29 protein-coding genes are annotated in these 25100 nt (G+C 72.3%); 10 read left to right on the top strand and 19 right to left on the bottom strand.

Translation table 11 applies throughout. The features are described from left to right. Positions 1–9 precede the first annotated feature (9 nt). From Ani05nite_RS15500 to Ani05nite_RS15485, 4 genes are all read right to left on the bottom strand, one after another. Positions 10–201 (bottom strand): FxSxx-COOH-like cyclophane-containing RiPP peptide, encoded by a 192-nt coding sequence (locus tag Ani05nite_RS15500; protein WP_203768971.1) that lies wholly within the window; start codon positions 199–201, stop codon positions 10–12. A gap of 95 nt (positions 202–296) precedes the next feature. Beyond that, positions 297–1904 carry an aKG-HExxH-type peptide beta-hydroxylase gene (locus Ani05nite_RS15495; RefSeq protein WP_203768969.1) on the bottom strand — a complete coding sequence of 536 codons (1608 nt, stop codon included), beginning with the start codon at positions 1902–1904 and terminating at the stop codon, positions 297–299. Beyond that, a complete protein-coding gene (locus Ani05nite_RS15490; protein ID WP_203768967.1) occupies positions 1901–3007 on the bottom strand; it encodes an FxsB family cyclophane-forming radical SAM/SPASM peptide maturase in 1107 nt (368 codons plus the stop codon). Before Ani05nite_RS15490 ends, Ani05nite_RS15495 begins: the two co-directional genes overlap by 4 nt. A gap of 55 nt (positions 3008–3062) precedes the next feature. After that, positions 3063–3887: a DUF1206 domain-containing protein gene (locus Ani05nite_RS15485; RefSeq protein WP_203768965.1), complete on the bottom strand. Its 825-nt coding sequence runs from the start codon at positions 3885–3887 to the stop codon at positions 3063–3065. A gap of 86 nt (positions 3888–3973) precedes the next feature. On the opposite strand from Ani05nite_RS15485, the gene Ani05nite_RS15480 reads away from it, so the two are divergent. After that, entirely contained in the window at positions 3974–4138 is a 165-nt protein-coding gene (locus Ani05nite_RS15480) for a hypothetical protein (protein ID WP_203768962.1), read from the top strand. Between the two features lie 38 nt (positions 4139–4176). Then, positions 4177–5013: a phosphoribosylaminoimidazolesuccinocarboxamide synthase gene (locus tag Ani05nite_RS15475; protein ID WP_203768960.1), complete on the top strand. Its 837-nt coding sequence runs from the start codon at positions 4177–4179 to the stop codon at positions 5011–5013. A 14-nt stretch (positions 5014–5027) separates the two neighbouring features. Here Ani05nite_RS15475 and Ani05nite_RS15470 read toward each other — a convergent pair whose 3' ends face one another. The 6 genes from Ani05nite_RS15470 to Ani05nite_RS15445 form a co-directional block, all read right to left on the bottom strand. Next, complete coding sequence (locus Ani05nite_RS15470; protein WP_203768958.1) at positions 5028–5213, bottom strand: hypothetical protein; 186 nt, start codon at positions 5211–5213, stop codon at positions 5028–5030. A 20-nt stretch (positions 5214–5233) separates the two neighbouring features. Next, positions 5234–5527, bottom strand: coding sequence for a DUF3040 domain-containing protein (locus tag Ani05nite_RS15465; protein ID WP_203768956.1), 294 nt, complete (start codon positions 5525–5527; stop codon positions 5234–5236). A gap of 65 nt (positions 5528–5592) precedes the next feature. Then, positions 5593–6216 (bottom strand): malonic semialdehyde reductase, encoded by a 624-nt coding sequence (locus tag Ani05nite_RS15460; RefSeq protein WP_203768954.1) that lies wholly within the window; start codon positions 6214–6216, stop codon positions 5593–5595. 67 nt (positions 6217–6283) lie between these two features. Continuing rightward, positions 6284–6631, bottom strand: a complete 348-nt coding sequence (locus Ani05nite_RS15455; protein ID WP_239130036.1) for a winged helix-turn-helix transcriptional regulator — start codon at positions 6629–6631, stop codon at positions 6284–6286. Positions 6632–6686: 55 nt separating this feature from the next. After that, positions 6687–7139 (bottom strand): hypothetical protein, encoded by a 453-nt coding sequence (locus tag Ani05nite_RS15450; protein ID WP_203768952.1) that lies wholly within the window; start codon positions 7137–7139, stop codon positions 6687–6689. Continuing rightward, the gene (locus tag Ani05nite_RS15445) at positions 7136–8062 is read right to left on the bottom strand and encodes a LysR family transcriptional regulator (RefSeq protein ID WP_203768950.1); all 927 of its coding nucleotides are present in this window, start codon (positions 8060–8062) and stop codon (positions 7136–7138) included. Before Ani05nite_RS15445 ends, Ani05nite_RS15450 begins: the two co-directional genes overlap by 4 nt. A 79-nt stretch (positions 8063–8141) precedes the next feature. On the opposite strand from Ani05nite_RS15445, the gene Ani05nite_RS15440 reads away from it, so the two are divergent. Next, the gene (locus Ani05nite_RS15440; RefSeq protein WP_203768948.1) at positions 8142–8918 is read left to right on the top strand and encodes an NAD(P)-dependent oxidoreductase; all 777 of its coding nucleotides are present in this window, start codon (positions 8142–8144) and stop codon (positions 8916–8918) included. Between the two features lie 203 nt (positions 8919–9121). Here Ani05nite_RS15440 and Ani05nite_RS15435 read toward each other — a convergent pair whose 3' ends face one another. Then, entirely contained in the window at positions 9122–9322 is a 201-nt protein-coding gene (locus Ani05nite_RS15435) for a hypothetical protein (RefSeq protein ID WP_203768946.1), read from the bottom strand. After that, entirely contained in the window at positions 9319–9645 is a 327-nt protein-coding gene (locus Ani05nite_RS15430) for a hypothetical protein (RefSeq protein ID WP_203768945.1), read from the bottom strand. Before Ani05nite_RS15430 ends, Ani05nite_RS15435 begins: the two co-directional genes overlap by 4 nt. A 322-nt stretch (positions 9646–9967) precedes the next feature. Between Ani05nite_RS15430 and Ani05nite_RS15425 the strand changes: the two genes are divergently transcribed. Beyond that, on the top strand, positions 9968–10858 hold the full coding sequence (locus tag Ani05nite_RS15425; RefSeq protein ID WP_203768944.1) for a Sco1979 family transcriptional regulator: 891 nt from the start codon (positions 9968–9970) through the stop codon (positions 10856–10858). A gap of 50 nt (positions 10859–10908) precedes the next feature. Here Ani05nite_RS15425 and Ani05nite_RS15420 read toward each other — a convergent pair whose 3' ends face one another. Continuing rightward, a complete protein-coding gene (locus tag Ani05nite_RS15420; protein WP_203768943.1) occupies positions 10909–11145 on the bottom strand; it encodes a DUF397 domain-containing protein in 237 nt (78 codons plus the stop codon). Positions 11146–11402: 257 nt separating this feature from the next. On the opposite strand from Ani05nite_RS15420, the gene Ani05nite_RS15415 reads away from it, so the two are divergent. Further along, positions 11403–11654 (top strand): hypothetical protein, encoded by a 252-nt coding sequence (locus Ani05nite_RS15415; RefSeq protein ID WP_203768942.1) that lies wholly within the window; start codon positions 11403–11405, stop codon positions 11652–11654. After that, positions 11632–12003 (top strand): hypothetical protein, encoded by a 372-nt coding sequence (locus Ani05nite_RS15410; RefSeq protein ID WP_239130002.1) that lies wholly within the window; start codon positions 11632–11634, stop codon positions 12001–12003. The genes Ani05nite_RS15415 and Ani05nite_RS15410 overlap by 23 nt, the downstream gene beginning before the upstream one ends. A 1331-nt stretch (positions 12004–13334) precedes the next feature. Here Ani05nite_RS15410 and tsaA read toward each other — a convergent pair. Together tsaA and Ani05nite_RS15400 are read right to left on the bottom strand one after the other, a co-directional pair. Next, positions 13335–13739: a tRNA (N6-threonylcarbamoyladenosine(37)-N6)-methyltransferase TrmO gene (gene tsaA, locus Ani05nite_RS15405; protein WP_203768941.1), complete on the bottom strand. Its 405-nt coding sequence runs from the start codon at positions 13737–13739 to the stop codon at positions 13335–13337. A gap of 14 nt (positions 13740–13753) precedes the next feature. Beyond that, on the bottom strand, positions 13754–15358 hold the full coding sequence (locus Ani05nite_RS15400) for a GGDEF domain-containing protein (protein WP_203768940.1): 1605 nt from the start codon (positions 15356–15358) through the stop codon (positions 13754–13756). A 205-nt stretch (positions 15359–15563) separates the two neighbouring features. Here Ani05nite_RS15400 and Ani05nite_RS15395 point away from each other — a divergent pair, with 205 nt between their 5' ends. Both Ani05nite_RS15395 and Ani05nite_RS15390 read left to right on the top strand, forming a co-directional pair. After that, positions 15564–16235: a TetR/AcrR family transcriptional regulator gene (locus Ani05nite_RS15395; protein ID WP_203768938.1), complete on the top strand. Its 672-nt coding sequence runs from the start codon at positions 15564–15566 to the stop codon at positions 16233–16235. Positions 16236–16355: 120 nt separating this feature from the next. Further along, positions 16356–17783, top strand: coding sequence for a DHA2 family efflux MFS transporter permease subunit (locus Ani05nite_RS15390; RefSeq protein WP_203768936.1), 1428 nt, complete (start codon positions 16356–16358; stop codon positions 17781–17783). A gap of 1093 nt (positions 17784–18876) precedes the next feature. Here the strand turns inward: Ani05nite_RS15390 and Ani05nite_RS15385 are convergent. Both Ani05nite_RS15385 and Ani05nite_RS15380 read right to left on the bottom strand, forming a co-directional pair. Beyond that, positions 18877–20475, bottom strand: a complete 1599-nt coding sequence (locus Ani05nite_RS15385) for an MDR family MFS transporter (protein WP_203768934.1) — start codon at positions 20473–20475, stop codon at positions 18877–18879. Further along, positions 20472–20960 carry a MarR family winged helix-turn-helix transcriptional regulator gene (locus Ani05nite_RS15380; protein ID WP_203768932.1) on the bottom strand — a complete coding sequence of 163 codons (489 nt, stop codon included), beginning with the start codon at positions 20958–20960 and terminating at the stop codon, positions 20472–20474. Before Ani05nite_RS15380 ends, Ani05nite_RS15385 begins: the two co-directional genes overlap by 4 nt. Positions 20961–21066: 106 nt before the next feature. Here Ani05nite_RS15380 and Ani05nite_RS15375 point away from each other — a divergent pair, with 106 nt between their 5' ends. After that, complete coding sequence (locus tag Ani05nite_RS15375; protein WP_203768930.1) at positions 21067–21669, top strand: TetR/AcrR family transcriptional regulator; 603 nt, start codon at positions 21067–21069, stop codon at positions 21667–21669. A 664-nt stretch (positions 21670–22333) separates the two neighbouring features. On the opposite strand, the gene Ani05nite_RS15370 is transcribed toward Ani05nite_RS15375, so the two are convergent. Next, positions 22334–23782: a cellulose binding domain-containing protein gene (locus tag Ani05nite_RS15370; RefSeq protein ID WP_203768928.1), complete on the bottom strand. Its 1449-nt coding sequence runs from the start codon at positions 23780–23782 to the stop codon at positions 22334–22336. Between the two features lie 184 nt (positions 23783–23966). On the opposite strand from Ani05nite_RS15370, the gene Ani05nite_RS15365 reads away from it, so the two are divergent. After that, on the top strand, positions 23967–24728 hold the full coding sequence (locus Ani05nite_RS15365; protein ID WP_203768926.1) for a dienelactone hydrolase family protein: 762 nt from the start codon (positions 23967–23969) through the stop codon (positions 24726–24728). Between the two features lie 7 nt (positions 24729–24735). Here Ani05nite_RS15365 and Ani05nite_RS15360 read toward each other — a convergent pair whose 3' ends face one another. Then, positions 24736–25098, bottom strand: a complete 363-nt coding sequence (locus tag Ani05nite_RS15360; protein ID WP_203768924.1) for a hypothetical protein — start codon at positions 25096–25098, stop codon at positions 24736–24738. Positions 25099–25100 lie beyond the last annotated feature (2 nt).

Here is a 25100-nt window from a genome sequence, read left to right as displayed (position 1 = left end):
GCGCGCGCTTCAGGGAAGATACGATGTGAAAGGCGACACCGCGTCGCCCTCGTCCCCGGCGAGCAGCATTGCCAGCACACGCTCGAGCGCACTGTCGGCAGCGGTCTTCCGCAGCGAGGTCAGCTTCTGGAGGGAGGCGTCCGCGACGTCGAGAAGCTGAGTCTCGACGTCAACCGCGTCGACACTGCTTGCGTGGCCCATGCGGGTACCTTCTCGTGCCTAGGGCTGATTATGGCTTCTGAACAATAGCCAGCCGCCCGGGGCGCTCCAGGATCGGGGGCGTCGCCGCCTCAATACTAGATCATGCGCAAAGATCGGCCCAGGCATCGCAAGAAGTCGCACTGATCTGTGTCGCGGATCGAACGCAGCGCCTCTTGCGCCAGGTCAGGTCGCATGCGGAGCGCCACGGCCAGATCCGGGTCGACCGCCGCGGCGGCGACCGCCCACCCGATCAGCGAGTCGTCATCGGGGTGGCCGGTTGTCACCCGCAGGGTGTACGCGGAGCAAGCCTCGCGCGGGTGTCCGGCCAGCAGGGCCGCGGCGGCCTTGTCCGCGGTCTCGGGCGTCGAGACCCGGCTCGACCTGATCAGTCCGACGAGCCCCGGCATGCCCGACGGTTCGCCGTCGGCGTCCGTACGGAGCACACCCGATTTTCGAGCGACAGGTGTGCTGCCGGCTTGCCAAGCCCCCGTCATTTCGGCGAGCTCGGTCCGCGACGGCCGCCAGTTGCGCAGCCGCCACCGCACGGTCTGCGCGAGGACCATCGCGTCGGCCTTGTCCGCCACGTCCGGCGCGACCGCCTCCCGCTCCCACCGGCCCAGGGTCTCGCGCAGGCCGCGCACGAATCGCTCGCCCTCGGTGGTCAGCTCCCCGGACTCCGCCAGCGACTCGGCGGCTATCGCGCTCTGCCGGCGCCAGTACGCGAACTCCAGCTCGGCCACCGCCGGCGCGTCCGGCTCGCCCCGGCGGGCCCGCCAGTAGTCCGTGACGCCGGTGTGGGCGTACACGCCCTGGAACAACGGGCCGACCGGGCGCGGGTCCATCCGCCACGGGGCCAGGAACCGGCCGGCGGCCCCCGAGGCGTGCAGATCGACGAGGTCCCGCAGCGCATCGAGCTTCATGTGCATGAACTCGTGCAGCAGCAGCAGGCTCAGCTCCTCGGCGGTGTCGGTGATCACCACCGCCACCGAGCCCGAGGCCTGGCGGGACGCCGCGCTCACGCTCGCCCCGGACTCCGGGCGCAGCAGCGGCACCACGGATCGCAGCAGCACCCGCATGGCGGCGGCGTGCTCCGGGTGCCGCCGGGTCAGGATCTGCCAGGCGTCGCGCAGCAGCGCGGCGGCGTGGGCGAACGCGGCGGCGTCCAGGCGAGGCGCCGGCCGCCAGTGATACGTGTCCCGGAAGGGCTCCAGGTCCTCGATCGCCACCGCGTAGCCGGGTTCCAACTCCACGCTGCGCAACGGCTCCCAGCCGTCGGCGCCGAGAACCGCCGGCGTCACCGTGACGGTCCCGCCGTCCGCCGGTACGGCACCCAGCCCGGGCAGGTACGCCCACCCGTGGCTCACTGGAGCGTCGATGGCGAACGACAGTCCCGCCCGTACCGCCGCGGCCGCCGCCAGCTGCGCCAGGTAGCCGAAGGCGGTGCCGTGCCGCAGGGCCTGCGCGGCCCAGGCGTCGACGTGCGGGTGGCGCAGCACCTCGCCGGTGACCGCGGCGTCCGCCTCCTCGGCCCGCAGCAGCAGATCCACCGCCGGACCCGGGTACGCGGCCAGCACGCCCTGGAGCAGGATCTTGCGCTTGGCCAGCTGCCCCTGCCGGAGCATGGCGAGGGCGTCCGGGGTTCCGTACCCAGCGGCCAGGCCGTCGAACTGGGCCGCGGTCAGCACGTAGTGGTCGGTGATCATCCGGCCGCCACCAGGTCCGCGGCCATCCGCCGCTCGATGTGGCGGATCACCGCGAACAGATCCGCACAGTAGGCGGACGGATGCTCGAACGAGCCGTCCTTGAAGCGGTGCGCGCGCAGGCCCCCGCCGCAGGTACGCAGCACCGGACAGGCCAGGCACTGTGCGCTCAGCGCCGGGGGCCGGTCCAGGCGGGCCAGCACGTCGTCGAGCGAGTGGGTCATCACGTCCAGCCCGGTGGCCGCCGCGCCGTCGGCGGTGACCTTCAGCGAGTCCGTGTCCTCGTACGTGCCGTCGGTCTCGATCACCACGATGCCCGGCTGGTCGCCGCCGATCGCCTCGGTGTCGCTGCGCCCGCCGAGCAGGCGCATCATCATCGACTCGAACAGGCGGATCCGGGTGCGGGCGACCGGCGCGGCGTACCAGGCGTCGAAGACGGCGATCAGCCAGTCCGCGTACGGCATGCCGCCGGGCGGGCGGGGCGGCGGGTTGGTCCAGTTCCCGTGCGGCAGCAGCAGGTCGATCGCGGGCGGATCGAACGCGAGCAGGTCCTCGTAGACCCGGACCGGATCGTTGCGGACGTCGATCGTGCACAACACGCCGCTGTAGATCGCGCGATGCTCCGGCCGGGCCAGCAGGCGCAGGCCCGCGGCGGCGCGGTCGTACGAGCCGCCGCCCCCGGCGTACGTGCGGTGCCGGTCGTTGGCTGCCCGCCCGCCGTCGAGGCTCACGCCGACGCGCACGCCGTACTCGTGGAAGATGTCCAGGAAGCGCTGGTCGAGCAGCATGCCGTTGGTCTGCACCCCGAAGCGCAGCCGGGTGCCGGGGTCGGCCGCGTCGCGGACCGCGGCCAGCACCGCGGCCACCTGCTCGGGTCCCGCCAGGAGCGGCTCGCCGCCGTGCAGGACCACCGACAGCGACGCCGGCCGGTGGCGGCGGGTGTGCTCGCCGATCCGCTCCGCCACCCGGCGCCGGGTGTCGGCGGTCAGCGTCTTGGGCTGGCGTTTCCAGGTCTCGTCGACGCTGTGGTAGACGTAGCAGTACGTACAGGACAAGTTGCAGCGACTGTGCAGCTTGAGAATGATCTGCCGGACAGACGCGGACACGCGAGCATCCTGCCACTGGTCCGGCCGCGGTGACAGGCGAAACGCCCGTTCGGGGTCAGACCTTGCGGTAGCGGGACTGCACGATCGAGAAGAGCCCGTATGCGGCGATGCCGAGCGCCGTCAGCGCCAGCAGCCAGCGGCCGTAGCTCTGCTCGGACAGCACGTTCAGCGTGGCGTCCAGGCCGCGGGCCTTGTCGGGGTCGTACCGGACGGCCGCCACCAGGAACAGGATGCCGGCGATCCCGTACGCGGCGCCCTTGGCGGCGTAGCCGGCGACGCCCAGCCGGCGGCTGAGCCGGCGCATGTCGGCGCTCATCCGGCTGGTCCGCAGGTGCTTCTCGAACTTCTTCAGCACCCCGTAGATCACCAGGCCGACCCCGATCGCCGCGATCACGAGGCCGGCGAGCCCGACCGTGATCCGCCCGCCGGTGGAGACCATCAGATCCTCGCTGGCCTGCTGCTGCGTGTCGGCGCTGGACGCGCTCTTGCCGCGCAGCACCTTGATGCCGGTCCAGGCGAAGTAGGTGTAGAACAGCGCCCGGCCGGCGGAGGCGAGGCGCTCGTACAGGCGGTGCCGGCCGCGCTCCGCGCGGTGGCCGACGGCGGCCTCGAGCACCTGCCAGAGGGTCATGGCGATCAGGCCGATGACGATCACCACGATGAGGAACGTGCCGAACGGCTTCTCCGCGAGCTCGTGCAGGGCGCCGGACTGGTCGCCGTCGGTGCCGGAGCCGTCGAAGGCGATCTGCAGGATGAGCCAGGCGAACAGCAGGTGGATGACGCCGTACCCGACGAGCCCCCCGCGGGTGAGGTGTTCGAGCCAGCTGCTGTCGGCGGTGCGCGACGCCGCGCCGCGGGCCTGCGAGGGGAGGGAGGGCATGGCCCCTGCTTTGACCGGAAGCCGGTTCTTCGAAACCCGCCGGGGTTTCCGCTCAACCCCGCCGGGCCCCGACCGAATGAGCGGGGATGGAGCTGACCTGGGTCGACCTCGCGCAGCCGGCCGTGGCCGGGCTGGCCGGCATGCTGGGCGTGTACGCCGTGGAGAGCGCGCTCGGGGCGCTGCGCCGCAGCGGTCTGTGCCCTGAGCGCTGGAGCCGGGACCGCGGCCGGGCCGCCGCGCCGGTCCGATAGCGTGACCGGTGTCGGGTCGGGCGCGGTGAGGGGAACTCGTGGAGCTGTTGCACTCGGGCAAGGTGCGGGATGTCTACGCCGACGGCGACGACATCCTGCTGGTCGCCTCTGACCGGATCTCGATCTACGACGTCGTGCTGCCGACCGCGATCCCCGACAAGGGCAAGATCCTCACGCAGCTCTCGCTGTGGTGGTTCGACCGGCTGGCCGACGTGGTGCCGAACCACATCATCTCCGCCACCGACGTGCCCGCCGAGTGGGCCGGCCGGGCGGTGCGCTGCGAGCGGCTCGAGATGGTCATGGTCGAGTGCATCGCCCGCGGCTATCTCGCCGGTTCCGGTCTGAAGGCGTACGAGAAGGACGGCGCCGTCTCCGGCGTGGCGCTGCCGGACGGGCTGATCGAGGGCTCCCGGCTGCCCGAGCCCGTGTTCACCCCCACCACCAAGGTGGCGCCGGGCGAGGGTCACGACGAGTCCATCACGTACGCCGACGTCGAGACCTCGGTCGGCGCCGACGTGGCCGCCGAGCTGCGCCGGATCACCCTGGAGGTGTACCGGCGCGGGTCCGAGATCGCCGCCGACCGGGGCATCATCATCGCCGACACCAAGATCGAGCTCGGTTTCGCCGGCGGGTCGCTGAAGCTCGGCGACGAACTGCTGACGCCGGACTCGTCGCGATTCTGGGCCGCCGACGAGTGGCAGCCCGGCGGCGCCCAGCGCTATCTCGACAAGCAGTTCCTGCGCGACTGGTCGTCCTCGCTGACCGACTGGGACCGGACGGCGCCGGGGCCCGAGATCCCCGACGCCGTGGTCGAGGCCACCCGCAACCGTTACGTGGAGGTCTACGAGCGGCTCACCGGCGACCGCTGGCGCTGAGGCCGGCCCGCGGTTCAGTCGCGGGTCTCGCCGGCCGTGGCCGAGTCCGGCGTGCGGGCGTCGTCGTCCGTCGCGGCGTCGTCGTCCGGCGTTGCGGTGTCCGTCGCGGTGTTCAGGGCGGGATTGCTGGTGACGATCTCGGCCGCTTCCTCGCGGGTGTCCGGGCGCAGGTCCTCGCGGTCGGTGCCGGGGTCGGTCATCGCGGTGCCTCCAGGTCGGGTCAGAGTGAGGCGCCCGGCCGGCGGCGTCGCGGCAGGGTCGTGCGTGACCCGGCCGCGACGAACAACGAACCGGACCACCTGAGGTACGCGGCGTACGCCACGGCGACGACGGCCATCAGCACACCGGTCGCGCCGCCGAGGAACACGCACACCGGCGCGATCGTCCACAGCAGAACCGCGAGGACCATCCGCTTCTTCGAGGGTGGTCCGCCCGGCTCGCTCATCCGGCGGGCGAACTCCGGGTCGTCGGCGCACAGCCGCGCCACGATTGCCTCGAATGCGGGATCGCGCACCCTGACCACCTCCGCCGCGGGGAGCCGACGGTCTCAGCTACCCGCCGAGCGGAGGCCGAAACACCTCAGGCCCAGACGACCGTGTCGTCGTGCGAGAGCCGGGGCAGGCGGGGGAACCAGGGATTCTCGCCCGGGTGGCCGATGTTGACCACGAGCAGCGACTTGAACCGGCCGTCGGGGAAGAACTCCTTGTCGATCGCCTCGCCGTCGAAGCCCGCCATCGGACCCGCGACCAGGCCTTCCGCCCGTACCGCGAGCAGGAAGTAGCCGATCTGCAGCCCGGCGCTGAACCGGCCCATCCCGTCGCGCATCTGCGGCGCGTCCGCCAGGACGTCCCGCAGCGCCGGGTTGATCGGGAAGATCTCCGGCACGTGCTCGTGGAAGTCGGTGTCGACGGCGAGGACGGCGGTGACCGGGGCGGCGGCGGTCTTGGCCCGGTTGCCCTCGTTCATGAACGAGACCAGCCGCTCCTTGGCCTCGGGCGTCCGCACGTAGAGCACCCGCAGCGGCTGGGTGTTGGCGGCCGTCGGCGGCCACTTGGCCAGCTCCCAGACGGCGCTGAGCTCCGCATCGGTCACCGGCGTGGCGGCGAAGGTGTTCGCGGTGCGGGCCTCGGTGAACAACAGCGCCCGCCCGGCCTCGTCGAGGCGGGGCAGGCGGGTGACGCTGGCTTCTGCTTCAGTATTCACTTCTAAAACGCTAGCGGCTTCGAGTTGCAAAGTGGATGGGAAGTGAGCTTCGCAACAGGGTGGATCCTCAGCAGGGCAGGTGCTCGTCGGCCCAGCGGGAGATCTGCTCGAGCGCCGGCATCAGCGCGCGGCCGCGGTCGGTCAGCGCGTACGCCACGGTCACCGGGGGCCCGGCGTCGACCGTACGGCTGATCAGCCCCGTCTCGGCCAGCGAGACCAGCCGGTTGGACAGCACCGAGTCGCTGATCCCCTCGATGCTGCGCGACAGCTCGCGGAAGCCGGCCGGGCCCGCGGAGAGGCTGCCGAGCACGGCGGCGTTCCAGCGCTTACCGAGGAACTGGAACGCCCGCGCCAGCGCCGCGTCGCCGCGGGCGCACTGCCCGGCATCGACCGGCATGTGTTCCGGCGCTGTCATCACCGGCCAAACGTAACATCGCCGCGGCTGCGCCCCGGTCGTCCGAGAGGCCGGATCACGGGCGCAGACCGGCGAGGTGCCCGGCCCAGCGGCGCTCCAGGGCGACGTCCGCCGGCGGGTGCACCCGCTGGCCGGAGCCGTAGATGTGGCGCCAGTCGTGCCCGGGAACCTGGTGCGCCAACTCCTCGAACGGCAGCCGGTCGGCCACCGCGACCACCCGCTCCCACAGCACGTCGGCGTAGTACGTCCGCTTCGCCGGATGGCCCTGCCAGTGCGCGGCGGCGAAGATCTCCCCGTCGGCCAGGGTGCCGCTCGCGACGATGCCGCGGTCGCGGCGCTGGCGCAGCAGGAAGACCCGGTCGCCGGGCGCCGTGCCGCCGCGTCGCGAGCCGAAGCTCCACCGGCCCCGGACCAGCCCGCCGGCGGCCGTGGCGGCGATGTCCGCGGCGAGGTTGGCCGGTGGATAACCGGCTTCGCTGGCGTCCCAGATCAGCATGAACGTGCTCACGCGCCCACCCTCCCCGTCCCCGCCTCCTCCTGCCCCTGCAGGGTCGCGGCAATCCCGCGCAGCAACGCGAGCATGTGGACGACGCCGGGCGCCGGACGCCGGGCGGTGGCGGCGAACACCCGGCGCACCGAGGCGTCGTCCGGATGCAACCGGAGCAGCACCACGTCGGCCGGGGTGGCGCGGACCGCGAGGGCCGGGACCAGCGCGACCCCGAGCCCGGCGGCGACGCAGCCCAGCTTGCCCGTCCACTCGGCGGCCACGATGTCGATCCGGGGCCGGAACCCGCTCGGCAGCGTGGCCCGCAGCAGGGTCTCCTCGGCGGTCGCGGAGCCGGCGATGAACGGGTCGCCGGCCAGGTCGGCGAGCCGCACGGTGGGCCGGCCGGCCAGCGGGTGCCCGGGCGGGACGGCGACCAGCAGCCGCTCGTCGAGCAGGTGGTGCAGCTCGAAGCGGGCCGCGTCCAGCGGCCGGTCCGGCGGGGCGCTGACCACGGCGAGGTCGGCCTCGCCCGCGGCGAGCCGGTCCAGCAGGGCCGGGGTCAGGCCCTCCACCAGGGACAGTTCCGCTTGCGGGTACGCCGAGCGGAAAGCGGCCAGGGCCCGCGGCACCAGCGCAGCGACCGCCGTGGGAAAGGCGCCCACCCGCAGCCGCCCGCCGCCGAGGTCGCGCAGCGCGCCGATGTCCCGCTGCGCCGAGTGCCACCGGTCGAGCATCGCCTCGGCGTGCGGCAGCAGCGCGCGGCCCTGCGCGGTCAGCTCGACACCGCGCGACAGCCGGTCGAAGAGGGCGGCGCCGAGGTCCTTCTCCAGGACGGCGATCTGCCGGGAGACGGCCGACTGGGTGTAGCCCAGCGAGCGCGCGGCCCGGGTGAACGACGTGCCGCGGGCGACCGCCACGAATACCTCGAGGCTCTGGGTCTGCACGCTGCCATGCTAGATGGGCATGGCAGTGATGCGGAACAGTCGTTGGTGGCATGGCTGGGGGCTGGTTAGCGTCGTCGGCATGACATCGATCGCCGTTCTCGGCACCGGCCGGATGGGCGCGGCCATCACGCGCCGCCTGCTCGCCACCGGACATCAGGTGACCGTCTGGAACCGTACGGCCGCCAAGACGGCGCCGCTCGTGGCGGCCGGCGCCCGCGCCGCGCCGACGCCGGCCGTACCGGATGCCGAGGTGGTCATCACGATGCTCACGGACACCGAGGCGGTCCGCGCGGTGCTGGCCGCTGCGGCTCCGCGTCCCGGCAGCGTCCTGGTCGAGATGTCGACCATCGGGCCGGCGGCGGTCCGCGGGCTGACGGTGCCCGATGGGGTGACGCTGGTGGACGCGCCCGTCCTGGGTAGCGTCGCGGCCGCGGAGTCGGGCCGGCTGACCGTGCTGGCCGGCGGCGACGTGACGCGGGCGCTGCCGGTGCTGGAGGCGCTGGGCACCGTGCGCCGCTGCGGCGAGCTGGGCAGCGGCGCCGCGCTGAAGCTGGTGGCCAACACGGCCCTGGTCACCGGGCTCGCTGCGCTCGCCGACACGGTGGCCGTCGCCCGCGCCGTCGGCGTGGATGTCGAGACGGCGCTGTCGGTGGTGGGGCAGGGAGCGCTCGGCGGTGCGGTCACCCGGGCGACCGCCGCCGGCGCGGCCTTCCCTGTCGCCCTGGCGGCCAAGGATCTCGAGCTGGTGCTGAGCCACGTCGCGGCGCCCATGGTGCGGGCCGCCGCCGAGGTGTTGCGGGGGGCACCCGATCAGGACGCCGACCTCGGCACGATCGTCCCGGAGGCGAAGCCGTGAGCTGCTGGCCGCGCACGGCGCCGGCTTCGCCGACGTGCTGCACGTGCGGACCTTCCTGAACCGATCTTTCCCAGCCGGCCGGCTATGCGGTCGTGCGGCGCCGCATCTTCCCCGGGCCGCCGCCGGCGAGCACGACGGTCGACGTGAGCCGGCTCTTCCTGCCGGGAGCGGTGCTCGAGGTGGAGGTCACCGCGGCCGTCTGATCAGGGCCCGGGCCGGAAGCTCAGCTCGGCCCCGGGCCGGCGCTTGGGCCAGGCGGCCTTGCTACCGCAGCCGTCGCAGCTCAGCTGGTCGCCGCAGTGCGCGCACCAGTCGTTGGACCGGCGCAGATACCAGCCCAGGGCGACCCCGGCGAGCAGGCTGACCAGCCCTATCACCGCGGCCAGGAGAACAGCACCGGTCACGAGGCCAGGCCACCCATGGCGGCCGCGCCGTCGGTGCCGATGCGGGGGCGCCGGGTCATCAGCGGTCCGCTGCTGCGCCGGTCGAGCGCCGGGTCCTCGTCCGCTCGCGAGGTCACGTAGGGGGCGGTGAAGGTGTCCACGCCGGTGCCCCGGTGGGATCCGGGACGGTAGGTCACCGTGACCGCCCGGGGTGAGGCGGCCTCGATCACGCCGGCCCGCCAGCCATCGCGGTAGACCCAGACCGGGTCAGCCTTGTGGTAGCTGTCGGCCGGTGCGACATCGGCCGGGTCGCGCTGGGGCGGGGCTATGGACGGGGTCGACATTCGAGAGCCTCCTGTTTCCGGGACTCGGTCGTCGGGCGGACACCGGGGCGTTCGACTCGGTCGTCACCAGCATTTCGATCGGTCCGACTCCCCAAAGAGGACAGACTTTTCAACACGCTGTGTCAGCAGCCAAGTAACCGCCTGTCAGCTATCATGCTCTGGATCAAGTGCGTCCGCAAGGCCGTCTGCACGTGCATCTGGCGTGTGCGCGCCCGTAAGGGTGACCGATCGATCGGTTTCTCGCCGAACGATCACACCCTTAGGATGCTCTGGGGCGAAGGGGCTGCAAGTTGCATCTCCAAGGACGATCGATGGGAGTCCGGTGAGCGCGGGTACGCAGGAGGAGCCGCCGAACAGCGGTCCCACCGTGCTGCGCATCCTGCTCGGTGCCCAGCTGAGACGGCTGCGTGAGGGCAAGGGCATCAGCCGGGAAGACGCGGGCTACGAGATCCGGGCATCGGGCTCGAAGATCAGCCGGATGGAGCTCGGCCGCGTCAGCTTCAAGGAGCGCGACGTCGCCGACCTGCTCAGCATGTACGGCGTCGCCAACGACGCCGAGCGTGAGGCGCTGCTCGGGCTGGCCCGCCAGGCCAACAACCCCGGCTGGTGGCACCACTACGGAGACATCCTGCCGCCCTGGTTCCAGTCCTACCTGGGGCTGGAGGCCGCGGCCTCGCTGATCCGCACGTACGAGATCCAGTTCGTTCCCGGCCTGCTGCAGACGCCGGAGTACGCCCGGGCCGTCATCCTGCTCGGCCACGCGGGCGCGACCGCCGACGAGATCGACCGCCGCGTCGAGCTGTGCCGCCAGCGCCAGCAGATCCTCGACCGGATCGAGCCGCCCCAGCTGTGGGCCGTGATCGACGAGGCCGTGCTGCGCCGGCCCATCGGCGGCCCCGAGGTCATGCGGGCGCAGATCGAGGCGCTGATCGAGGCGGCCAAGAAGCCGAACGTCCGGCTGCAGATCATCCCGTTCCACGCCGGCGGGCACGCCGCGGCCGGCGGGCCGTTCGCCATCCTGCGGTTCCCGGAGCCGGAGCTGCCCGACGTGGTCTACGTCGAGCAGCTCACGAGCGCCATCTATCTGGAGAAGCGGGACGACGTCGACCACTACGCGATCGCGATGGAACGCGTCTGCATCGATGCCGAGCCGCCGAACCACACCCAGGAGATCCTGGGCAAGCTGCTCCACGAGGTGGGCCGGCTGTCCTGACCCCTGGGTCGTGGCGCTTTCACTCTCTGTCAATCACCCTGCGGGGTGACTCAGCGGAGCAGGTTGTCGAAGTCCCCGTCGCGGACGCCGCCGAGGAACGCCTCGATCTCGGCCGGCGTGTAGATCAAAGCCGCTCCTTCCGGGTCGCGTGAGTTCCGCATGGCGACGCTGCCGTCCGGGAGTGCGGCGCACTCGACGCAGTTGCCGCTGGGGTTGCTCCGACCGCTCTTTTGCCAGGTCACGCCCTCCAGCTGCCCGGCGGGCATGCCGTTAACAATGCGCGTCATTACTTGCTCCCTAACGGTTTGACCGGTCCGGGGACCGGCTCTGTGTGTCACGCCGGCTACTTGCTGTGCAAATGCACGTGCATCTGGCCTTGCGTTCTCACATGATTGTGAGCATGATAACGCACGAGCCCCACCGTAGGTGGGTCACGGAGGGTGACATCTTTGAGTGACGGGTCGGTCGCGGAAACGCCTCCGCGACTGCGGTGCCGCTCAACGCGAAGCTCCCTCGCGGGGGCGTCCGAGCGGGAGGAAAAAGCATGACGGTCCCGAACGCCGGCCCGCAGCAGCCGGACCCGTCCGAAACCGACGGCGCCGAAGCCCGGCGCGGCAACCCCGCGATGGTCTACCGCGACGAACCGCTGACCGGCGGCATGCAGGCGGCCTCCACGCGAGCCACCGCCGTGTCACACCGGTTCGGCGGCGTCCGCCACCCCCTGACCCGCCCCGACAGGTTCCCCCCGGCCGAGCCCCACCCGAACGACGGCGGTGATCCCGACGCGAGTCACTGAACACGTCCACTGCGCGCGCCGACGGCGCACCGGGACGGCGCCCGGCCGCAAGGCCTGGGCCCTGGCCGCCCCGATCATCCGCAGCGGACGCATCCAGTTGAGCGTCCCGCGCTGGCCGGTGCACGTCTTCGCGGAGACCGACTACTGCTACGGCATCGGCCCGCTGACGCTGCGGGTCGAGCGGGTCGAATGGACCCGGCCGATCCCGTACGAGGGCGACACCTGGCTCGAGGTCGAAGGCCTGGTGATCGACCAGGCCGGCCGGGAAGGATCACGCCGCCAGGTGCTGGTCCGGGCCGGCCGGCTGCCCCACCCGCCGCTGCGGAAGCGACCGCGGCTGCGGCCCTGACAATTTCACCCCGAGGAGCGACGCCGGCGGGCGCCGCTCCACGCGCGCGCCGCAGGGCGCGCCGCCCGACTCCGGCCGGGCGGTCCGGTTCCCCCGTGCCGGATCGCTCGGCCGGTTCGGGGGTTGCTCCGATCAAGATCAAATTCTTGAAGGGCATGTCGTGCGTGGGTGCATGGTGCTGACCGTCGCTCCCGCCGATTGCGAGCTTCGTGCTTTGCTCTAGTCGGTTCGGGCTGGATGCATGGTGGGGCTTGGGGGCGGGGATGCCCCACTTCGGGCGGTCAGGCTTGATCCCTGCTGTGGGGCATCCTCGTGGCTGGGTGACCTTCCGGCCGGTCCGGGTCATGGCGGCTCCGCCTTCGCACTTGTGGATTGACTGGCGCTCCCGCGTCGTCTTGCGGTCTTGCGACGCCTCGCGCCTCTGCGCGGCCTCTCGCTCCTCCAGGTCGGTCGCGCGGTCGCTCGGGTGCCCGGTCGTCCGGTCGCTCGGGTGCCCGGTCGCCCGGGTGCCCGGTCGTCCGGTCGCTCGGGTGCCCGGTCGCTCGGTGAACGTCCCCGCCATTCCGGTTATGACGGGCATTTCTGCCTTGCTCGAGTGGGCCAATCGCCTCAGGGGCCATCCTGGGCTGAATCTTGTGGCACCAGGGCTCCAAAAATGGCCCGCACTATCCAAGATTCGCGCGGATGGTCACACCGCGGCGTAGTCAGCCCCCATGGCGTCCGAGCGCGGCAACCTGCCTACGTGCAGCGGCATCCTGCCGGGGACCTGCGGCGCCCCGCCCGCGCCGCCGGCGTCCGGCCCGCGCCGCCCGAACCCGCGCTGCCCGAACCCGCGCCGCCCGAACCCGCGCCGCCCGCGTCTGGCCCGCGCCCCCGACCTCCCGGCCTGCGCCGCGCGTTCGGCCCACGCCCCCAGGCGCTCGGCCCGCGCCGCCGGCGTTCGGCCCGCGCCGCCGGCGTCCGGCCCACGCCCCCAGGCGTTCGGCCCACTCCCAGGTGCTCGGCTCACGTGCTGTGGGCGTCCGGCCTACGTTCCGCGGCATCCCGACCCCCGCCCCGCGGGATGCCAGCCCAAGCCCTGCGGCATCCGACCCACGCCCCGCAGCTCCTGACCCCCGCCGCACAGACTTCGGCCTACGTGCTGCGGCATCCCGTTCACGCGCCATGGCATCCCGCCCACGCCCAGCGGTATCTCGCCGCAACTACCCCGCGTTAGCCACGCAACCACCCCCGGCTGACGCAGAGTGCTCCGGCTGGGGCGGGCGTCGCCATGCGGCGTACCGGAACCGCAGCCGCAGTGGACCGCCCGGCCCCAGCCGACGATGCGGCCGTCAGCGTTCGGCCTGGGTGGGCAGGACCGGTTTGACGTCGATGATCGGGGTGCCGTTCACGGCTTCCAGGTCGGCGACGCGCAGGCGCAGGCCCTCCACCGACCGCACCGTGATCCGGTGCAGGCCGAGGGGGTTGGGACGGTCCGGTGAGCGGGTGCTGAACACGCCGGTCGGGGGGCGGGTGTGGTCGCCGCGGGGGTGGACCGTGAGGACGTCGCGGTCGGCGCGGTCAAGCCAGGTGATGAGCAGGAGTTCGGCGCCCGGCTCGATGTCGCGCAGGCCGGCGGCGACGTGCGCCTCGAAGATCAGCCAGGCCTCGGGTGCGCCTTCGTCGCCCTGCTTCGGTGCCGACGCCGGGTCGGTCAGCGGGGATTCGACTCTGCCGATGGGAGGCACTTCGAACATCGGCGGACGGTACCTCAGGCGGCGGACGCGCTGTTGCGGTAGGACTGGTGCCGGGCCTCGTGCGGGGCCGCGGAGACGACCCGGTCCCGTCCGGCGTGCTTGGCGACGTACAGGTGTCGGTCGGCTGTGGACAGCAGGCTGGCCTGGGTGGGTGCCGGCGCTTCACGGAGGCCGGCCACGCCGATGCTCACCGTGACGGGCACGCCGCGGGTCAGCCCGGCCCAGTCGTAGTAGCCGACCGTCCGGCGGATGTCGTCCAGCCGGCCGGCCGCCTCGGGAACCTCGGTGCCGGGCAGCACCATCAGGAACTCCTCGCCGCCCATCCGGGCCACGAAGCCTTCCGGCGAGACCGCCGCGAGCTCGGTCTCCAGCAGCTTCGCGACCAGCACCAGCACCTGGTCGCCCACGTCGTGCGACAGCTGGTCGTTGACCCGCTTGAAGTGGTCCAGGTCGACGATCGCCACGGTCAACGGGCCGCCCGTCTCGATCAGGCCGGGCAGTTCCTCGTCCAGGTAGCGCCGGTTGCGCAGCCCGGTCAGCGGGTCGCGGCGGGCCTGCTCGCGGAACCGCTCGGCCTCCTGCCGGGCCTCGGTCGTCTCGAACATGGCCTGCCGGGTGCGGGCCTGGGCCTCGCGCTGCGAGGAGTGCAACGCGTTGTGGGCGGAGAAGAAGATCTTGTGTACGGCGAAAGCCTCGGCGAACTCACCCCGCGCCGCGTGCAGCTCGGCCTGCTCCTGGTGCACCCGGACCAGCACGTCGCCGAGACCGCGCTCCACGCAGAGGGTGCGGGACTGGTCCAGGCTGACCTGCGCCCGGTCGGTGGCGCGCAGGAAGCGCTGCGCCCGGGCCAGCGTCAACATGTACTCGGCCAGCGCGTCGGCGTCCTCGTAGTTGCCCTCGTGGTGGCGGCGGACCGCCTCGCGCAGGGTCTGCTCGGCCGCCAGGTAGTTGCCGTTCTCGATCTCGATCACGCCGATGGTGTCCAGCACCGCGGGGTCGAGCCGGAAGCCGTGCAGCTCGGCGACCTGCTGGAGCCGGCGCGCGACCTGCTGGGCCCGGCCGTTCTCGCCGGCCGCGTGTTCGGTGTAGGCGTAGTTGTTCAGCATGCCCATGAGCAGCCGCGGGTGGCGCAGCTCGATGGCCAGCTCCTCGGTCTGCGCGTAGCGCTGCCGGGCCGCATCCATGGAGCCGGCCAGCCCGAGGGCGTCGGCCAGCTTGGCGCGGTGCCACACGTGCATGTGCCCGGTGGCCCGCTCGTCGAGCAGCTCGACGGCCAGCACGGAGTGCTCCAGGCACTGCGCGGCGTCGCCCAGGTGCCGGTGGATGTTGGCCCAGACCAGGTGGGTGCGGGCCAGCACGACCTGGTCGTTGTGGTCGGTGGCCCACTGGTGGATCTTCCAGATCCGGCGCGCGGCGGCGGCGACCTCACCCTTGCGCATGAGCATGTTGGCCTGGCAGAGCCGCGCGCGGAAGACGAGCCGCTCGTCGCCGAGGGCGAGAGCCTGCTCCTCGCTCTCGATGGCCGCCGCCAGGGAGGCGTCGGCGTCCCAGAGGTACTGGTCCTCGATCTCGGTCAGGGCGGCCGACAGCCGCACCGCTTCTTCCCCGCGTCCGTCCATCAAGCTCACCCCATTCCGGTCAGGGAACCTCATCGACGTCGGGGAGCCCGGCTGAAGAGAAATGACAGAACCTTTCCGGGTGTACGGAGCATTGCGCTCCGCTCTCAAAGGCTAGCCGTGAGTAAGTGTCGGTCCCAGCGTCGCAGACGTGATCCAGCTCGCCACCACCGCGGGGTCACCCCCATGTACGTCGTACAGTTATGGGATGGCCAAGCGGAACGAGGCGACCCGGGGACGGCTGAGCCGGGAAGCGATCATCGTCAGCGCGGTCGCCCTGGCCGATGCCGAAGGGCTGGACGCCGTCACCATCCGCCGGCTCGCGCAGGAGCACGGCGTCACCCCGATGGCCATGTACTGGCACTTCAACGACAAGGACAGCCTGCTCGACGGCCTGGCCGAGCACCTGATCGAGGCGGTGCAGCTGCCCGAGCCGGGCGACGCGCCGTGGGACCAGGAGCTGCGCGAGATCCTGGACGCGTTCCTGGCGGCGATCCGCCCGCACCCGGCGCTGGCCGGTCTCGCGATGCGCCGCATCCTCGCCGCCGAGTCGGGGCTGCTGATCGCCGAGCGGGTCCTCGGGCTGCTGCGCCGGGGTGGCTTCGCGCCCGCGCAGGCGGCGGAGGTCGGCACCTTCCTGATCTGCTCGATCATCACGCTGGCCGTGGCCGACGCCGTTCCCGGGCCCCCGCCCACGGGCGAGGAGCGTGAGCAGGCGCTGCGGGACAAGCGGGCCCGGCTCGAGTCGCTGCCGCCGGGCCGCTACCCCAACGTGATCGCCGCTGCGCCCGCGCTGGTGGTCTGCCGCGACGAGGACGACTACTTCTCGCTGAACCTGGACCTCCTGGTCGGGGGCCTGCACGGCCTGCGCCGCGGCTGAGCCCAGCGCGTTCTCCGTCACACCGTTCGATCCAGGCGACCCCTTGACGTACCTATACGGCGTACATCTACGGTGTACATGTACGCCGCACAGTGCGGCGCTCGGTGGAGGTGAGAACCGATGCAACGCAATCCGTGGTCGACCCTGGCCGTCATCGCGGTCGCCCAGTTCATGGTCGTGCTGGACGTGACGATCGTGAACGTGGCGCTGCCCGACATCCAACGGGACCTGGGCTTCTCGGCGTCCGGGCTGCAGTGGGTCGTCAGCGCGTACACCCTGCTCTTCGGGGGCTTTCTGCTCCTCGGCGGCCGCGCGGCCGACCTGCTCGGCCGCCGCCGGGTCTTCGTCGTGGGCCTGGTGCTGTTCGGCCTGACCTCGCTGATCGCCGGGCTCGCGCAGAACCCGGAGCAGCTCGTCGTCATGCGCGCGATCCAGGGCCTCAGCGGCGCGCTGCTGTCGCCGGCCGCGTTCGCGATCCTCACGGTGACGTTCAAGCACGGCCGCGAACGCAACATCGCGATGGGCGTCTGGGGCGGCCTGGCCGGGCTCGGCGGCACCCTGGGGGTGATCGCCGGCGGCCTGCTGGTCGACTCGCTGAGCTGGCGCTGGGTCTTCCTGGTGAACGTGCCGATCGCGCTGGTGCTGGCCGCGATCGTGCCGCTGTTCGTCGGAGAATCCAAGATCACCCCCACCGGTACGCGCACCTTCGACGTCGCGGGCGCCCTGCTCAGCACGGCCGGCCTGCTGGCGATCGTGCTCGGCGTGATCCGCGCCGAACCGCTGGGCTGGTCGTCCGTCGAGGTGATCGCCCTGCTGGCCGGCGGCGTGGCCCTGCTCGCGGCGTTCGTCCGGGTGGAGTCTCGATCCGCCGCCCCGCTGGTGCCGCTGAGCCTGTTCCGCTCCCGCGGCCTCAGCACGTCGATCGTGGCGCTGGCCCTCAACGGCGCGGCGTTCCTGGCGATGTTCTTCCTGACCGCGATCTTCCTGCAGCAGGTCCGCGGCCTGACGGCGCTGGAGACGGGCCTGCAGTTCCTGCCGATGGGCATCGCCGCGATCGCCAGCGCGGTGATCGCCTCGCAACTGGTGACCCGCTTCGGCACCAAGCCGGTCCAGTTCGGCGGCGCGGCGCTCAGCGTGCTGGGCCTCGTGCTGCTGTCCGGCGCGGACGCCACCGGCTCGTACGCCCTGACGATCCTGCCCGGCCTCGTGCTGTTCGGCATGGGCATCATCGCGGTGGGCACCCCGGCCTCGATCGCGGCGGTCGCGGACGTCTCGCACGACCAGGCGGGGGCGGCGTCCGGGGTGGTGAACGCCGGGTACCAGGTCGGCGGGGCACTGGGCCTGGCGGCGATCACGACGTTGGCCACGTCGCATGTGGAGGGGCTGGTCAGCGGCGGGGCCGGGCAGCAGGAGGCGCTGGTGGGCGGCTTCGAGCGGGGGTTGATGATCGCGGCGGTGTTCGCGGCGGTGAACATCGTGATGGCGTTGGGTGCGCCTCGGTTGCGGCCTACTTCTGAGCAGTTGGCTGAGGCTGCGGTCGCGGCCTGATCATCGTTGGGGCGTGGCGTGGCGTGGCGTGGCGTGGCGTGGCGTGGCGTGGCGTGGCGTGGCGTGGCGTGGCGTGGCGTGGCGTGGGGAGCCGGGAGCCGGGCGTCGCGGGGTCGGACGTCGCGGGTCGGGGTCGGGGTTCGAGGGCCGGGCGTCGCGGGGTCGGGCGTCGCGGGTCGGGGGTCGCGGTCGGGGGTCGCGGGCCGCGGCGTCGGCCGTTGGCGTCGAGGCGTCGGGGGTCGGGGGTCGGGGGTCGCGAGTCGAGGCGTCGGGGCGGCGTCGCTGGAGTCGCGGTGGTCGGGCGGTCGGCGGTCGGGGTTGCTGGGGACCTGGCGGTCCGGCTGTGGATGGTTGCTCGGGCGCGGATGGCGGTTGGGGCTGTGGGCGGCCACGGCTTCGCCGAGCAGATTGGCAGGGCTCGCAGCACGCTCATGCGGAGGGCTTCGGCCACATGACGGTGGTCGGTTTCGTGAGCGGCGGGTCGGGCCGCAGCGGTCTGTTCAGGGCCGTCGATGTTGTGAGCGGCGGCATTAAGGGGCCGCAGTCAAGCTGTGCAAGCGATCTGTGTAGGTGGACCCCGGCTGTGGAAAAGCCCTGGTTGTGGACAGGGCGGGTTGTGGACAGGCGGGTTGTGGACAGCGCGGGTGTGGACAGCGCAGGGTTGTGAACGGCCCAGTTGTGAACGGCCCGGTTGTGGACAGCCAGGCTGTGGACGGCGGGGTTGTGGACGGCGCTGCTATGGATTGCACAGCTGTGGACGCCACCGCTGAGGACCGCACGGATGTGGACGGCGAGGGGTTGTGAACGGCGCTGCTGTGGAGCCCCCGGTTGTGGACGGCGAGGCCGTGGACAGCGTGGCTGTGGATAGCGTGCGGAGGAGGATTCCCCAAGGTCCGGCGATGATGTCGGCCGGCCGGCAAGATCACGGTGACGGCCGAGAAGCGCCCAGCGAGCCAGACGGTCCCGCATCAGCCCGGACAGGCGGCTGACCAGGACGACCCCGAGAAGAGCCTCCGGAAGTCCACTCCCGAACCCGCCACCCAAAAGCGAACGGCGCCCGGACAACCCGGGCGCCGTCCCCACCCCAACCCACCTACCGGCTGACCGCCGCGGCCGGCACCGCAGCCGCGTCGCCGTCGTTCTCCGGCATGGCCTTGGCCAGGTCGATCGTCGTGCGCAGCGTGATCTGGCGGAACAGCAGCGCCGCGATCACGCCGACCACCGCGATGCCCGCCGAGATCAGGAAGATGTGCCCGGTCGCGTCGCCGTACGCCGCGCGGATGATGTTCTGCATCGCCGGCGGGAGTTCGGCCAGGTTCAGGCTGCTGGTGCCGCCTCCGCTGGTCGCCGGGACGCCGGCCGCCGCGAGCTGGGTGGTGATCGAGTCGGTCACGCGGTGGGCGAGGACCGCGCCGAGCACCGAGACGCCGATCGTGCCGCCCAGTGAGCGGAAGAACGCCACCGTCGAGCTGGCCGCGCCGATGTCCTTGAGTTCGACCGAGTTCTGCACCGCGAGCACCAGGTTCTGCATCGACATGCCGACGCCGATGCCGACCAGGGCCATGCCGATGCCGACGTACCAGAGCGGGGTCTGGTGGTCGATCACCGAGAGGGCCGCGAAGCCGGCCACCAGCACCACCGTGCCCGCCACGATGTAGGGCTTGATCTTGCCGGAGTTGCTGATCATCCGGCCGGAGATCGTCGAGGACACCAGCACGCCGGCCATCAGCGGGATGGTCAGCAGGCCGGCCTCGGTCGGGCTGTAGCCGCGGCCGATCTGGAAGTACTGGCCCAGGAAGACCGAGCCGCCGAACATCGCCATGCCGACCGCGAGGCTGGCCAGGATCGACAGGGCCGTGGTGCGCTGCCGGACGATCTGCAGGGGCACCACCGGCTCGGCCGCGCGGGACTCGACCCAGACCGCCGCCGCGAGCAGCAGCAGGCCCGCGCCGACCATGGCGGCGGACTGCCAGGACACCCACGCGAACGAGCTGTCCACGAACGACACCCAGATCAGCAGCACGCTCACCCCGGCCGCGATGAGCGCGGCGCCCGCGTAGTCGATCTTCACGTCGGTCCGGCGGATGGTCACCAGGTGCAGGGTGCGCTGCAGCACGACCAGGGCGATGGCGGCGATCGGCGCGCCGATGAAGAAGCACCACCGCCAGCCCAGCCAGGGGGTGTCCACGATGAGGCCGCCGAGCAGCGGGCCGCCGACCGTCGCGAGCGCCATGACGCCGCCGAGGTAGCCGTTGTAGCGGCCGCGCTCGCGGGGCGGGATCATCGCCGCGATGGCCACCTGGACCAGCGCCTGCAGGCCGCCGACGCCGATGCCCTGGAAGGCGCGGGCCGCGATGAGCTGCCCGGCGCTCTGGGCCAGGCCGGCCACGATCGAGCCGAGGACGAACACCACGATGGCCACCTGGATCAGCAGCTTCTTGCTGAACAGGTCGGACAGCTTGCCCCAGATCGGGGTGCTCGCGGTGGCGGTGAGCAGGGTGGCCGTGACGACCCAGGTGTACTGCGTCTGGCTGCCGTTCAGCGAACCGATGATCTTCGGCAGCGCGGTGGAGACTATGGTGGCGCTGGACATCGCGACGAACAGCACCAGCAGCAGGCCGCTGAGGGCCTCGAGGATCTGCCGGTGGCTCATCGCGCCGGGTTCGGCGCGCGTGGTGGTGGGTGCGCTCATCGCGCGGCCTCCAGGGTTCGGTCGGTACGGGTCATCAGGTCGGTGGCGAAGCGCCGCAGCATCGCGGAGAAGGCGTCGACGTCCTCGGCGCTCCACCCGCGGAGGGCGTCGGCGAGGCGTTCGTCGGCCAGGCGGTGGAAGTCGTCGAGGGTCTGCCCGCCCTGCGGCGTGACGGTCAGCACGCTGGCGCGGCCGTCGTACGGGTCGGCGGTGCGGGCGACCAGGCCGGAGCGGACCAGCGCGGCGACGGCCCGGCTGACCGTCGACGGATCGAGGGCGCAGCGGGCGGCGAGGTCCTTGAGGTGGCAGCCGCCGATCGGCTCACCGCCGATGGTGCTGATCGTCGCAAGCACGCCGAGCGTGCCGGTGGGTACGGCCTCGTGCCCGGTGGGCAGGTCGCTCTTGAACAGGCGTACGGCCTTGAGCAGGTCCCGCACGCCGGTGAGCAGCTCCCGGCGTGACGCGGGTCCGGCGTCGTCGACCATGTGCCACCTCCTCCAAATGGTTGCCGCATACAACTATCGGCTCAAGTTGCCCACTGCGCAAGTTTGCCCGTTGGGAACTGAATCACACCTCGCTAGGCTCAGCGGTATGAGCACCACGACCGCCGAGCTGGGCCTGCGGGAACGCAAGAAGGCCGCGACCCGCCAGGCGCTGCACGAGGCCGCGGTGCGCCTGGCGATCGCGCACGGCGCAGACAAGATCACGGTGGAGGCCGTCGCCGACGAGGCCGGGGTCTCCCGGCGCACGTTCTCCAATTACTTCGCCAACAAGGAAGAGGCCCTGCTCTATGGCGACCACCAGCGGATCAGCGCGCTGATCGGCATGGTGCGGGCCCGGCCCACCGGCGAACGGCCGTGGGAGGCGCTGACCGAGGCGGCCCGCGAGTTCTACCGGCAGGTGGGCCGGCTCGACCCGGCCTGGGTGGCCCAGACCCGGCTGCTGCGCAGCCAGCCCGCGCTGCTGGCGCAGCAGCTCAACACCTTCGCGGCGGTGGAGCGCGAGCTGGCGGCGGCGGTCACGGCCCGGATGACCGAGCCCGACCCCTCGGGGGTACGCGCGAAGCTGGCGGCCGCCACCTTCATGGCGTCGCTGCGGGTGGCGTTGCACATCTGGCTCGACGCGCCGGCCGACACGTCCCTGGCCGAGCTGGTGGACCGGGCGCTGGCCGAGGCCGGCCGCGGCTTCGCCTGAGCAGCCGCGCCGGGCCGGGTGGGCCGAGCCGACCCGACCGGGCGACCGGAGTTGATTGAGGCCGCGTCGGGCCGGGCCTGCCGCGTCGGGCCGCGCCTGCCGCGTCGGGCTGGGCCAGCCCGTGCCGGGCCGCACCGGGCGCGTCGGGCTGGGCCAGCCCGTGCCGGGCCGCGCCTGCCGCGTCGGGCTGGGTCAGCCCGTGCCGGGCCGCGCCGGGCGCGCCAGCCGACCGGATCTCAGTCGGGCCGAACCGCGCGGAGCCGGTCCAACCAGGGACCGGGCGACCGGAAGCTGATCCGGGCCGCGCCGAGCAGCCGGATCGGAGCCGCGCCGCCTGAGCCGCGCCGCCCTGAGCCGCGCCGCCCTGAGCCGCGTCGGGCCGCGCTGCGCCGCGCCGCCTCGGGCCGCGCCACGCCACGCCGCGTTGAGTCGCGCCACGCCGCGTCGCGTTGAGCCGCGTCACGCCAAGCTGCGTCACGCCAAGCCGCGTCACGCCAAGCCGCGCCGGCCCCATCCCTCTCGGGCGACCGGATTTGAGCCGTATCGAGCCGACCTCACCGCGCCATCCCGTGGCCCGGACAGGGGCGCGGCGCCGAGAGTGGGGGCTCTCGACGCCGCGCGACAGGTGCAGGACCCGGGGAGGCCCTGCCGGGGACGGGGGCGGTCAGCCCTGGAAGTTGGCGAAGATCTTGCTGAACTCGAACGGGGCCTGCGCCACGTTCGTGCACTGGAAGAGCGCCCCGGTGCAGGCGTTGCGGTCGCGGTTGGTCTCCCAGAAGGACACGAACCCGAGGTGGTTGCTGTTGGCGAAGGCGACCAGGTCGCGGGCGTCGCTCTGGCTGAACGTGCCGTTGTCGTCGTTGCGGCCGAGCATCGGGGTGACGCCGACCATCTTGAACGCTGCCGCGTCGCTGCCGCCGTAGATCGCCTTGAGCTGGTCCTTGGTCGACTTCACGGCCTGGATGGCCAGGTCGCCGTAGTCCTGCGCGGACCGGCCGTAGTCCATCGCCATGATGTTGACCAGGTCGAGGTCGACGCCGGCGTTCTTGGCCGACTTGACCACGCCGAGGCCGTCGGCGGTGAGGCCCTCGGGCAGCACCGGCAGGGTCAGCGAGATCTTCAGGCCCGGGTTGGCCCGCTGCAGGGCGGCCAGCGCGGTCGAGCGGCGGGCGATCGTGGTGGGGTCGGCCACGGCCGCGCCCTCGATGTCGAGGTCGATGTACTTGAGGTCGTACGCCGACACGACCGCCTGGTACTCGGCCTGCAGCGCCCGCACGTCGGTGCAGGCCTGGGCGAGCTCGATGCCGGTCGCGCCGCCGAAGGAGACCTTGACGTCGCCGCCGGCCGCGCGCAGTGCCGCGATCTGGTCGCCGAACTGTCGGGCGCGCGGGTCGAAGGCGTTGAACCAGCTGGCCTTGCAGCCGGCGCTGGTGACGAAGGCCAGCGTGTACGACTTCACGTTCCCGCTCGCGGCGAGCTGGGCCAGCGTGGTGCCGCCGTTGGAGAGCAGGCCCATGTCGACGTAGGGCGCCACGAGCACCCGCCCACCGGAAGGGGCAGGCGGCGCGGTGGTGGGCGCCTTGGTGGTCGGCGCGGTGGTCGGTGCGGTGGTCGGTGCGGTGGTGGGCGCAGTCGTGGGCGGCTTGGTCGGCGCGGTGACCGGGGGCTTGGTCGGTGCGGTGGTGGGGGCCGTACCGCCGCCCGCGCAGGAGACGCCGTTGATGGTGCAGCTCACCGGCGCGCCGCTGCCGGCCACGATGAAGCCGAACTCGGCGGTCGCCCCCGCCGGGATCGAGGCGTTGTAGCCGCGGTCGCGGGCCGTCGAGGTCGCGCCCGAGGTGGTGACGGCCGCGTCCCAGAAGCTGCCGAGCTTGGCGCTCGCCGGCAGGGTGAAGCTCAGCTGCCAGCCGGAGACGGCCGCGCCGCCGGAATTGCTGATCGTGTACCGGGCCTGGTAGCCGGAACCCCAGTCGGAGTCCTTGCTGAACGTGGCGGTGAGTGCGCCGGCGCCGGCCGCCGGGGCCGTCGCCGCGACCGCCGCTACCGCGCCTCCGGCTACGGTGAGTAACGCCGCTGTCCCGTAGATGGCGAGGCGAAGACGGTTGCGGGCCATGGATTACTCCGATCGCGGGGGATGCCGACGCGGATGATCCTGACGCTGGGTGCATTAAAGGAAGAGGGGAAAATCCTTAAATCTCTCTGAAGCGACCCGCGGGGAGGGGGGATCCCGCTCACGGAGGGTACGAAGAGCTACCGTTCGCGGAGGGTCATCCGGAGCACTCTTCAGGAGGCAGTGCATGCGCAAGACGATGGTGGACGTGTCGACCGAGGACGGGGTCGCGGACGCGTACCTGGTCGTGCCGGACGGCGACGGCCCCTTCCCGGGCGTGCTGTTCTTCATGGACGCGTTCGGCCTCCGCCCGCGCCTGTACGAGATGGCCGAGCGGATCGCCGAGCGCGGGTACGCCGTCCTGGCGCCGAACCTGTTCTACCGCAGCGCGCGCTCGCCGGTCGCCGACACCTCGAACCTGGCCGACCCGGCCGAGCGGGGGAAGGTCTTCGCCAAGCTCATGCCGATGATGCAGCGCCTGGACGCCGGCGCGATCACCCGGGACACCCGCGCCTACCTCGACTTCCTGGCCGCCCAGGACGGGGTCTCGCCCGGTCCGGACGCGGTCGTCGGATACTGCATGGGCGGCCGCAACGCGCTGCGGGCCATCACGGCGCACCCGGAGCGGATCGTCGCCATGGCCAGCTTCCACGGCGCCCACCTGGCCACCGACGAGCCGGACAGCCCGCACCTGGAGATCCCCCGGATCACCGGTGAGGTGTACTTCGCGCACGCCGACCACGACCATGCCATGCCGCAGGAGCAGATCGACCGCCTCGAGGCCGCCCTGGACGCGGCCGACGTGCGCTTCCGTTCCGAGATCTATCCCGGCGCCGAGCACGGCTTCACCATGGCCGACACCGCTGTCTTCAACGCCGAGGCGGAGAAGCGGCACTGGGAGAAGCTCTTCGAGCTGCTCGACCACGCGCTGCCCACGCCGGCCCGCTGACCCCGGATCACTCGTCGAGCAGGCCCGGGAAGTAGCGGCGGAGCGCCACCACGTCGTACACCTGCCGGATGCCGGTGACGGCGCCGTCGGCGACCGTCAGGAACTCGGCGATCCGTACGGTCCCGAACGGGGCCGCGCAGTCGTAGACGAGCCAGGCCCGGTCGCCGGCGCAGGTGGTGGAGACCAGGGTGACCGCGTCGGCGAACGCCGCGATCCGGTCCAGGGTCTGCACCAGTTCCTCGTCGTCGACCGGCACGTCCAGGTTCCACTCGATCTCGGCGTCACCCGCGATCACCCTGCGGACGGCGCGGGGGTCCCGGCTGATCCAGGACTGCGCGTAGAAGGCGACGACCTCCGCCGTACCCGACATGG

This window comes from Actinoplanes nipponensis, from assembly GCF_016862275.1.
Lineage (GTDB): Bacteria > Actinomycetota > Actinomycetes > Mycobacteriales > Micromonosporaceae > Actinoplanes > Actinoplanes nipponensis.
Note: the sequence above shows the minus strand (reverse complement) of the source record. Positions and strands in the feature narration are given on the sequence as shown.

Coding starts and splice junctions, on each gene's coding strand:
- Ani05nite_RS15500 (WP_203768971.1), bottom strand. CDS start 201: ATGGGCCACGCAAGCAGTGTCGACGCGGTTGACGTCGAGACTCAGCTT.
- Ani05nite_RS15495 (WP_203768969.1), bottom strand. CDS start 1,904: ATGATCACCGACCACTACGTGCTGACCGCGGCCCAGTTCGACGGCCTG.
- Ani05nite_RS15485 (WP_203768965.1), bottom strand. CDS start 3,887: ATGCCCTCCCTCCCCTCGCAGGCCCGCGGCGCGGCGTCGCGCACCGCC.
- Ani05nite_RS15480 (WP_203768962.1), top strand. CDS start 3,974: ATGGAGCTGACCTGGGTCGACCTCGCGCAGCCGGCCGTGGCCGGGCTG.
- Ani05nite_RS15470 (WP_203768958.1), bottom strand. CDS start 5,213: ATGACCGACCCCGGCACCGACCGCGAGGACCTGCGCCCGGACACCCGC.
- Ani05nite_RS15455 (WP_239130036.1), bottom strand. CDS start 6,631: ATGACAGCGCCGGAACACATGCCGGTCGATGCCGGGCAGTGCGCCCGC.
- Ani05nite_RS15440 (WP_203768948.1), top strand. CDS start 8,142: ATGACATCGATCGCCGTTCTCGGCACCGGCCGGATGGGCGCGGCCATC.
- Ani05nite_RS15430 (WP_203768945.1), bottom strand. CDS start 9,645: ATGTCGACCCCGTCCATAGCCCCGCCCCAGCGCGACCCGGCCGATGTC.
- Ani05nite_RS15420 (WP_203768943.1), bottom strand. CDS start 11,145: ATGACGCGCATTGTTAACGGCATGCCCGCCGGGCAGCTGGAGGGCGTG.
- Ani05nite_RS15415 (WP_203768942.1), top strand. CDS start 11,403: ATGACGGTCCCGAACGCCGGCCCGCAGCAGCCGGACCCGTCCGAAACC.
- tsaA (WP_203768941.1), bottom strand. CDS start 13,739: ATGTTCGAAGTGCCTCCCATCGGCAGAGTCGAATCCCCGCTGACCGAC.
- Ani05nite_RS15400 (WP_203768940.1), bottom strand. CDS start 15,358: ATGGACGGACGCGGGGAAGAAGCGGTGCGGCTGTCGGCCGCCCTGACC.
- Ani05nite_RS15395 (WP_203768938.1), top strand. CDS start 15,564: ATGGCCAAGCGGAACGAGGCGACCCGGGGACGGCTGAGCCGGGAAGCG.
- Ani05nite_RS15390 (WP_203768936.1), top strand. CDS start 16,356: ATGCAACGCAATCCGTGGTCGACCCTGGCCGTCATCGCGGTCGCCCAG.
- Ani05nite_RS15385 (WP_203768934.1), bottom strand. CDS start 20,475: ATGAGCGCACCCACCACCACGCGCGCCGAACCCGGCGCGATGAGCCAC.
- Ani05nite_RS15380 (WP_203768932.1), bottom strand. CDS start 20,960: ATGGTCGACGACGCCGGACCCGCGTCACGCCGGGAGCTGCTCACCGGC.
- Ani05nite_RS15375 (WP_203768930.1), top strand. CDS start 21,067: ATGAGCACCACGACCGCCGAGCTGGGCCTGCGGGAACGCAAGAAGGCC.
- Ani05nite_RS15370 (WP_203768928.1), bottom strand. CDS start 23,782: ATGGCCCGCAACCGTCTTCGCCTCGCCATCTACGGGACAGCGGCGTTA.
- Ani05nite_RS15365 (WP_203768926.1), top strand. CDS start 23,967: ATGCGCAAGACGATGGTGGACGTGTCGACCGAGGACGGGGTCGCGGAC.
- Ani05nite_RS15360 (WP_203768924.1), bottom strand. CDS start 25,098: ATGTCGGGTACGGCGGAGGTCGTCGCCTTCTACGCGCAGTCCTGGATC.